This window comes from Lentzea sp. NPDC006480 (assembly GCF_040611995.1).
In the GTDB taxonomy this organism is placed as follows: Bacteria; Actinomycetota; Actinomycetes; order Mycobacteriales; family Pseudonocardiaceae; genus Lentzea.
In genome coordinates this window covers 1-9627 of record NZ_JBEXPJ010000253.1, presented here as the reverse complement: position 1 = coordinate 9627, position 9627 = coordinate 1, and the positions used below count along the sequence as shown (strand labels likewise).

The window sequence follows — 9627 nt, the reverse complement described above, 5'->3', positions numbered from 1 at the left end:
ATGGCGGAACCGCTGCTGCCCCAGGCCTCCCAGCTCCTGCTGATCCCGGACCTGCTCTCCTACTGGAAGACACGGGCGACACCGAGCCACGTGTCCGCGTCGGGGGTGACGCCGTAGTGCTTCCAGAGCTCGGCGAGCGACACCATCATCGCCCAGCTCGCGGGCTGGACGACGTCGACGCGGTCGAGGCTTTCCGCTCGGCGGATGACGTCGAGGAGGTTCCAGTCGGTGTGGGGCTGCAGGGCGGCGGCGCACTCGGCCATGCGGGCGGCGAAGATCGGCGACTCGTCGAGGAGCTGCGCGCCCATGCCGACCCACTGCGAGCCCTGGCCGGGGAAGATGAACGCGACCTTGCGCTCCAGGTCCGCGACACCCCTGGTCTCCGCGCCGTCGATGAGCACCGCGCGGTGGTCGAAGTTCGGCCGCAGGCTCAGGCTGTAGGCGATGTCCTCGGGCCTTGCGACGACGTTCGCGAGCCCGTCGATCTGAGCGCGCAGAGCCGCCTCGGACTTCGCCGACACCAGCCACGGCGTCGGAATCGATCCCGACTGGGGGCCCCGGGGGGAGTCCGAGGTCCCCACTCCAATCGTCTCATCGGAGGCCGGCAATTCCGGGCTCGCAAGATCGACAAGTGCCGAGTTGTCCACAGGCTGCGAGTTGTCCACAGATTGCGGTGAGCCCGGTTGACCAGCGATTTCGTTCGGTACGCTGGAAAACGGGGGGATCCCCGCGGCCTGCTCCAAGATCACGTGAGCATTGGTGCCGGAGATGCCGAAGGACGAGACGGCGCAGCGGCGGGCCCGGCCGGTTTCCGGCCACTGGGTCGTGTCCTGGAGAAGCGCGATGGTGCCCGGGGTCCAGTCGACGTGGGTCGAGGGCTCGGCGGCGTGGAGGGTGCGGGGCAGGACGCCGTGCTGCAGGGCCATGACCATCTTGATGACCGAGGCGACGCCCGCGGCCGACTGGGTGTGGCCGATGTTCGACTTCACCGAGCCCAGGAAGAGCGGACGGTCGGCGTCGCGGTCGCGGCCGTAGGTGTTGAAGAGGGCCTGGGCTTCGATGGGGTCGCCCAAAGAGGTGCCGGTGCCGTGGGCGTCGAGGGCGTCGATGTCGTTGGTGGCCACGCCGGAGTTGGCGAGGGCCTGCATGATCACGCGTTGCTGTGACGGGCCGTTCGGGGCGGAGAGGCCGTTGGAGGCGCCGTCCTGGTTGACCGCCGAGCCTCGGATCACGGCCAGAACCCGGTGGCCCGCGGCCACAGCGTCGGACTGGCGCATCAGCAGGAGCATGCCGATGCCCTCGGAGAGGATCATGCCGTCGGCCGAGTCGGAGAACGACTTGCAGCGGCCGTCGCGAGCGAGGGCGCGCTGGCGGGAGAAGGCGATCAGGGGCTTGGGGTTCGGCATGATCGTCGCGCCACCGGCCACGGCGAACGCGGACTCGCCGGTGCGCAGCGACTGGCACGCGAGGTGCATTGCCACCAAAGAAGAAGAGCAGGCGGTGTCGACGGTGACAGCCGGGCCCTCGAAGCCGAACACGTAGGCGACACGGCCAGACAGAACGGACGGCGAGGTGCCGGTGACCTGGTAGCCCTCGGAGCCGCCGTCACCGCCGCCGTACTCGATGTAGGAGGAGCCGATGAACGCGCCGACCTTCTTGCCGCGCAACGCCGCCGGGTCGATGCCCGCGCGTTCGACGGCCTCCCAGGTGGTTTCGAGGAGCAGGCGCTGCTGCGGGTCCATGCCCGTGGCTTCGCGCGGCGAGATGCCGAAGAACGACGGGTCGAAGTCGCCCGCGCCGGGCAGGTAGCCGCCGGCGGTGGTGTAGGTGGTGCCGGGGCGGTCGGGGTCCGGGTCGTACATCTGCGCCATGTCGAAGCCGCGGTCGGCCGGGAACTCCGTGATCGCGTCCGTGCCGGCGAGCACCATCTCCCAGAAGGCTTCGGGGGTGTTGGCGTCGCCGGGGAAACGACAGCTCATGCCGACGATCGCGATCGGCTCGTCCGAGTCGATCTGAGCCGAGTACGACAGAGCTTCCTCCGCCGAGCCGAGGAGTTCGGCCAGCAGGTGGTCGGCGAGCACCACCGGGGTCGGGTAGTCGAAGACCAGCGTCGCGGGCAACGACAGACCGGTGGCGTCGGACAGCTTCTTGCGCAGCTCGACGGCGGTCAGCGAGTCAAATCCGATGTCGCGGAACGCGCGGTTCTCCCCCACCTCCTCGACCGAGCTGTGGCCGAGCGTGGCGGCGGCTTCGGCGCGGACGAGCTCGACCAGCTTGCGCTTCTGGTCCTCTTCGGACAGTGAACGCAGCGTGCGCGCGAACTCCGAGTCGTCGCGGCGCACCTCCTCGACGACCGTCAAAGCCCTGACCTCGGGCAGGTCTGCCAGCAGCGCGGACGGGCGGACCGAGGTGAACAGCGGGAAGTAGGTGTCCCAGTTGATGTCGACGACGGTGACGCAGGTGTCGTCGTGCATCACGGCGCGGTTCAGCTCGGCGACGGCCTGGTCCGGCTGCAGGAACGTCAGACCGCGGCGCGCCAAGTTGTCGGACATGGCTTCGTGCGTCGCCATGCCGACCTCGGCCCACGGGCCCCACGCGATCGAGGTCGCCCGCAGGCCACGTGCGCGGCGAGCCTCGGCCAGGGCGTCGCAGTAGGCGTTCGCGGCACCGTAAGCAGCCTGGCCGCCACTGCCCCACACGCCCGCGATCGAGCCGAACAGCACGAAGAAGTCGACCTCGCCGACCAGCGCGTCGAGGTTCGCGGCGCCGATCACCTTGGCGGACAACACATCCGCGAAGTCGTCCAGCGACGTCAGCTCAAGAGGAGCGTGCTGCGCGGCACCGGCCGTGTGCACGACACCGGACAGGTCGGAGATGCCCTCGATGACATCAGAAAGCGCGTCGCGGTCGGCGACGTCGCACGCGACGATCGAGACCTGCGGGCCGAGTTCCTCCAGCGCCGCCTTCAGCTCGGCGGCGCCTGGCGCGTCGATACCGCGGCGAGAGGTCAGCACCAGGCCGGAAACACCGCGCTCAGCAAGCCACTTCGCCGTTGTGGCACCAAGTCCGCCGGTGCCACCGGTGATCAGCACCGTGCCGTGCGCGGTGTAGCCGGACGGCAGTGCGTCGACCGGGCGGTGTGCGAGCCGGCGTCCCAGGACGCCGGACGACCGCACGGCCAGCTGATCCTCGCCGCCGAGACCCGCGACGCAGGACACGAAGCGGCGCAACGCGTTCTCGTCCAGCACCTCGGGCATGTCGATCAGACCCGCCCAGCGCTGCGGGTGCTCCAGCGCCGCCGCACGGCCGAAGCCCCACACGGCGGCCTGCGCGGCGGAGCGCACCGAGTCGGAGGTCTCTGCGGCGACAGCACCGGACGTGACCGCCCAGATCGGTACGTCGACCGACTTGACCAGCAGAATCGACTGCTCCAGACCGGTGGTCAGCACCTGGGCGGGCGACTCGTCCAGCGCCACCAACGACACCACGAGATCGCACTCAGGAATGTCAGCGATCGACGTGACGACCGTGACCTCGGCGCCGTGAGCAGCCAGCACCGCACGGTAGGGCTCAGCGTCGACAACCGGAGTCGTCAGCACCGTGACGTGGCCGGACAGGACCGGCGTGCCCGTGATGCGGACCGGCGCCCACAGCACCCGGTAGCGCCACGAGTCGAGCAGCGACTTCTCCTGGTTGCCCGCACGCCACGACGACAGGGCGGGGATCAGCGAGTCCAGCGACGCGCTCTGCTCCTCCCCCAGCCTCAACAACGCAGCGAGCTCACGGGCGTCACCGCGTTCGATGGCCGCCCACAGCTTGGCGTCCGCCGGATCAGCGTCGGTGATCACCGGAGCGGCGGAACCCAGCGGCCAGTAGTACTCGTGCTGGAACGCGTAGGTCGGCAGCGCTACGCGGTGCGCGGGGCCGTAGTAGGCCTTCCAGTCGACGGACACACCGGTGGTGAACAGGCGTCCCAGCGCCAGCGCGACCGAGGCCTCTTCCGAACGGTCCTTGCGCAGCACCGGGATGGCCCCGTCGACCAGAGCCGAGAGCGCTCCCTCGGGTCCGATCTCCACGAACGTCGTGACGCCGGCAGCGCGTGCCGCCTCGACGTTGTCGTGGAACCGGACAGCTTCTCGCACGTGTGAGACCCAGTAATCAGGCGAGGTCACGTCCCCGGACGTGTGCAGCGGGATCGACGGCGTCGCGAACGACAGGCCCGCCACGACCGCGCGGAACTCGTCGAGCATCGGCTCCATCAGCGGCGAGTGGAACGCGTGCGACACCGAAAGTTGCCTGGTCTTGCGGTCGTCAAACCTCGTAACGACCGCCAGAACCTCTTGCTCGACGCCCGCGACGGTCACCGAGTCCGGGCCGTTGATCGCGGCGATCGAGACGCCCGCGGTGAGCAGCGGGGTGACTTCGGCTTCGGTGGCCTGAATGGCGACCATGGCGCCGCCGGCCGGGAGTGCCTGCATCAGGCGGGCACGGGCCGACACGAGGGCGCAGGCGTCGTCGAGGGAGAGCACACCGGCCACGTGAGCTGCGGCGATCTCGCCGATGGAGTGGCCGACGAGAGCGTTGACCTTCACGCCCCACGAGCGGACGAGGCGGAACAGCGCGACTTCGAAGGCGAACAAGGCGAGCTGGGCATTGCCGGTCTGCCGCAGGTCCTCCTCGGAGGAGCCCCACATGACCTCGCGCACGGGCAGGCGTTCGAGCACCTCGTCGAGGGCGGCGGCGAACACCGGGTAGCGGGCGTGAAGCTCCTGGCCCATGCCGAGGCGTTGCGATCCCTGGCCGGAGAACAGGAACGCCACCTTGCCCGGCGCCACCTCGCCCTCGACCACGGCGGCGTCGGCGTTCTCGGTTGCGAGAGCCCCTAGCGAACGCAGCAGAGTCTCACGATCGTTGGCCACAATCGCTGCTCGCTGCTCGAACGCCGAACGCGTCGTCGCGAGCGAGAAAGCCAAGTCGTGCAACGAGACGTCAGACGACTCGACGAACGAACGAAGGCGCGCGGCCTGTCCGCGCACGGCGCGGCGGGTGCGGCCGGACAACACCACCGGCACGACGACGTCCGAAGGCGCGGAACCCGGAACGTCGGCGGCCGGCGGCTGCTCGATGATCACGTGCGCGTTGGTGCCCGAGATGCCGAACGACGAGACACCCGCCCGGCGCGGTCGGGAAACCGCAGGCCAGGAACGCGGCGACGTCAGCAGTTCGACCGCGCCCTCGGTCCAGTCGACGTGCGAGGAGGCGGTCGTGACGTGCAGGGTCTGCGGCACGACACCGTGGCGCATCGCCTGCACCATCTTGATCACGCCGGCGACACCCGCGGCGGCCTGCGTGTGGCCCATGTTCGACTTCACCGAGCCCAGCAACAGCGGTTCGGTGCGGTTCTGGCCATAGGTGGCGAGAAGGGCCTGAGCCTCGATCGGGTCGCCCAGCGTCGTGCCGGTGCCGTGCGCTTCGACGACGTCCACGTCGGACGAAGCGAGCCCGGCGTTCGCGAGCGCGGCCCGGATCACACGCTGCTGAGCCGGTCCGTTCGGCGCCATCAGGCCGTTCGAGGCACCGTCCTGGTTCACCGCCGAACCGCGGATCACGGCGAGCACGGGATGGCCGTTGCGCTGGGCGTCGGAGAGACGCTCCAGCACGACCACACCGGCACCCTCGGACCAGCCCACACCGTCGGCCGAGTCGGAGAACGCCTTGCAACGGCCGTCCGGCGACAGGCCGCGCTGCCGGGAGAACTCGACCAGCGCGGTCGGCGTCGACATGACCGTCACACCACCGGCGAGCGCCAGCGAACACTCACCCGCACGCAGTGCCTGCATGGCCCAGTGCATTGCCACCAAAGAAGAAGAGCAGGCGGTGTCGACCGTGACCGCCGGACCTTCCAGGCCCAGGGTGTAGGAGACACGACCGGACACAATGGACGGAGACGTGCCGGATCCCTGGAAGCCCTCGAAGTCACCGCCGGCCAACCGGGCCCCGTAGTCGTTGTACATGACGCCCGCGAAGACACCTGTTTGGGTGCCGCGCAACGACACCGGGTCGATTCCGGCGTGCTCGATCGCCTCCCAGACGACCTCCAGCAGGATGCGCTGCTGCGAGTCGGTGCCGAGCGCCTCACGGGGTGACATGCCGAAGAAGCCCGCGTCGAACTCGCCCGCGTCGTGCAGGAAGCCGCCGGAACGCGAGTAGGTCGTGCCGGGGTGGTCGGGGTCGGGGTGGTAGAGGTTCTCCAGGTCCCAGCCGCGGTTCGACGGCAGGCCGGAGACCGCGTCGCCGCCCTCGGACACCAGCCGCCACAGGTCGTCCGCCGAGCCGATGCCGTCCGGGTAGCGGCAGCCCATGCCGACGATCACGATCGGATCGTCCGAGACGGCGGCGCGAACCTGAACCGGCACAACGACATCCGCGGCGCCGTCGAACAGCTCGTCGAGCAGGTGCGAGGAGAGTGCGACTGGCGTCGGGTAGTCGAACACCATCGTCGCGGGCAGGCGCAGACCGGTCACGGCGGTCAGCTGGTTGCGCAGCTCGACGGCGGTCAGCGAGTCGAAGCCCAGGTCCTGGAACTGGCGGGTGGGCTCGATCTCGTCGCCGCTCGCGTGGCCGAGGACGGCCGCGACCTGGCCGCGCACCAGCTCCAGCACCGCGTCGGAGCGCTCCTCCGCGCCGAGGCCGGCAAGCCTGCGGATCAACGTGTCGGCGGTCTCCGAACCGGAGGCCGCGCGGCGGGTCCGGACGCGGATCAGCCCGCGCAGCAACGGCGGCACCTCGCCGCGCTGCCGCAACGTGGCCAGGTCGAGGCGTGCGGGCACCAGAGCGGCGGCCGTGGACGCCACGGCGCGGTCGAACAGGCCGAGGCCCTGCTCGACAGTCAGCGGAGGCATGCCGGTCCGGGTCATCCGCTCGGCGTCGGCCTCGGTGAGCATGCCGTCGCCGGCCCACGCGCCCCACGCCAGTGAGACGGCTGGAGCTCCGGTGGAACGGCGGAACTCGGCCAAGGCGTCGAGGAAGTGGTTTCCTGCCGCGTAGTTGGCCTGCCCGGCCGTTCCCCACGTGCCGGCCAGCGACGAGAACAGCACCAGCGGCACACCGGGCAGCGCGACGTGCAGGTTCCACGCGGCGTCGACCTTCGGCGCCAGCACCGGGTGCAGCCGCTCCGGCGTGAGCGACGAGATGACGCCGTCGTCCAGGACACCCGCGCTGTGCACGACGGCGGTGATCTCGTGCGCGGAGACCAAGGCCGCCACCGCATCGGCATCGGTGACGTCGCAGGCCACCATGGAAACGCTGGCGCCCAACGACTCCAGCTCCGACACGTCACCCGTGCCGCGGCGCGACACCAGCACGAGCTCGCGCACGCCGTGCTCGGTGACGAGGTGCTTGGCGATGATCTTGCCGAGGCCGCCGGTGCCGCCGGTGATCAGGACCTTGGCGCCCCACTCGATCGGAGCTTCCTCGATGTCGGCGCGGGCCAGGCGCGGCGCGTAGACCTCGCCGTTCCGCAACGCCAGCTGCGGCTCCTCGGAGGCGACAGCGGCAGCGAGCGTGGCGTTGGAGGCGTCGGTGCCGTCGAGTTCGATGAGCGAGAAGCGGCCCGGCGACTCGGACTGCGCCGAACGCACCATGCCCCACACCGCTGCTGACGCGAGGTCGGTGCTGTTCGTGACGAAGACGACGCGCTCGTCGCGTTCTTCTTGCAGCAGACCGAGAACTCGCTCGGTCAGTTCGTGGACGGACGCGACGACGTCTTCGTTGCCCTGCAGCGAGATGACCAGGGCATTGGAGTCCTGGACGGCCGGAACCGTCACGGGCACCCAGTCGACCTGGAACAGCGAGTCTCGGTCCACAGTGGACTCGGCCGCGACCGCGCGCACCACCAGTGAGTCGACCGAGGCGACCGGCTTGCCCGCGCCGTCGACCGCGGCGATGGCGTAGGCGTTGTCGCCGAAACGGGTCAGGCGGACCCGCAGCGTCGAGGCGCCGGTCGCGTGCAGCGAGACGCCTTCCCACGAGAACGGCAGCCCGGCCTCGCCCTCACCCGAGATCAGCGCCGCGTGCAGGGCGGAGTCGAGAAGTGCCGGGTGCAGCCCGAAACCAGCCGGGTCGACGCCTTCGGGAAGCGAGACCTCGGCGTACACGACGCCGTCTTCGGCGCGCCAGGCGCGGCGCAGGCCTTGGAAGACGGGCCCGTACTCGAAGCCCATCGCGGCGAAGTTCTCGTAGCACCCGTCGGTGTCGAGTGCGGTGGCGCCGGCGGGCGGCCACACCGCGGTGTCGAAGGCGGCTTCGCGGGCGGGTGCGCCCAGGACGCCGATCGCGTGCTGCGTCCAGGGTTCGTCGTCGGAGCCCTCGGCGCGCGAGTAGATCTTGACGGTGCGGCGGCCGTTGGCGTCGGCGTTGCCGATCCACAGCTGCACCTGCACGCCACCGCGTTCGGGGACGATCAAGGGCGCGGTCAGCGTGAGTTCTTCGACGCGGTCGCAGCCGACCTCGTCGCCCGCGCGGATCGCGAGTTCGAGATAAGCGGTGCCTGGCAGCAGAACCGCGCCGCGCACCGCGTGGTCGACGAGCCACGGGTGGGTCTGGCGGGTGAGGCGGCCGGTGAGCAGCGCGCCGTCCTGGTCGGCGAAGCTCACGGTCGCGGTGAGCAGCGGGTGGCGTGCCGCGCCGAGGCCGGCGGCGCGCGGGTCGTGGAAACCGCCACCGCCCTTGGGCCAGTAGTGCTTGGTCTGGAACGCGTACGTCGGCAGGTCGACGCGCTTGGCGTTGGTGTGCGCGAAGTAGGCGGACCAGTCGATCTTGGTGCCGCGGACGTGGAGGTTCGCGAGCGCGGTCGTGATCGCTTCGACCTCGTTGCGGCCCTTGCGGAGCAGCGGCGTGGCGCCCTCTTCGACCAGTGCGGAGAGGATGCCGTCGGGGCCGATCTCGACGAACTGGGTGACGCCGTGGGTGGTGAGCCAGTTGATGCCGTCGGCGAACCTGACTGCCTCGCGGACGTGGCTGACCCAGTAGTCGGCGGTGGTGATGTGCTCGACGCGGGCCTGTTCGCCGGTGAGGTTCGAGATGAGCGGGATGATCGGTGCTTCGAACGCGATTCCCGCGATGGCCGCGCGGAACTCGTCGAGCATCGGCTCCATCAGCGGCGAGTGGAACGCGTGGGAAACCCTGAGCTGCTTGGTCTTTTCGAAGTGCTTTGCGACTTCGCGGGCTGCTGTTTCGGTGCCGGCGATGACGATGCTGGTGGGACCGTTGACGGCGGCGATGGAGACGCCCTCGGTGAGGTGCGGAGTGACCTCGTCCTCGGTTGCCTGGAGCGCGATCATCACGCCGCCGGGCGGGAGGTTCTGCATCAGGGTGGCGCGGGCGGTGATGAGCTTCGCGGCGTCTTCGAGACTGAACACGCCGGCGATGTGCGCGGCGGCGATCTCGCCGATGGAGTGGCCGGCGACGAAGTCCGGCTTCAGGCCCCACGACTCGGCGAGCCGGTGGAGGGCGACCTCGACGGCGAACAGCGCGGGCTGGGTGTGCTGGGTCTGGTCGAGGGCTTCTTCGTCGTCGCCCCAGATGATGTTCTTGAGGTTCGGGTCGAGGTGCCTCAGGACCGCGTCG

At 70.1% G+C, this 9627-nt stretch carries 1 protein-coding gene; it reads right to left on the bottom strand.

Features of this window, described 5'->3' with window-relative positions; all coding sequences use genetic code 11:
- Positions 1-59: 59 nt before the first annotated feature.
- The coding region (locus tag ABZX92_RS43785) for a type I polyketide synthase (RefSeq protein WP_355571762.1) at positions 60-9627 on the bottom strand (9568 nt) is incomplete at its 5' end.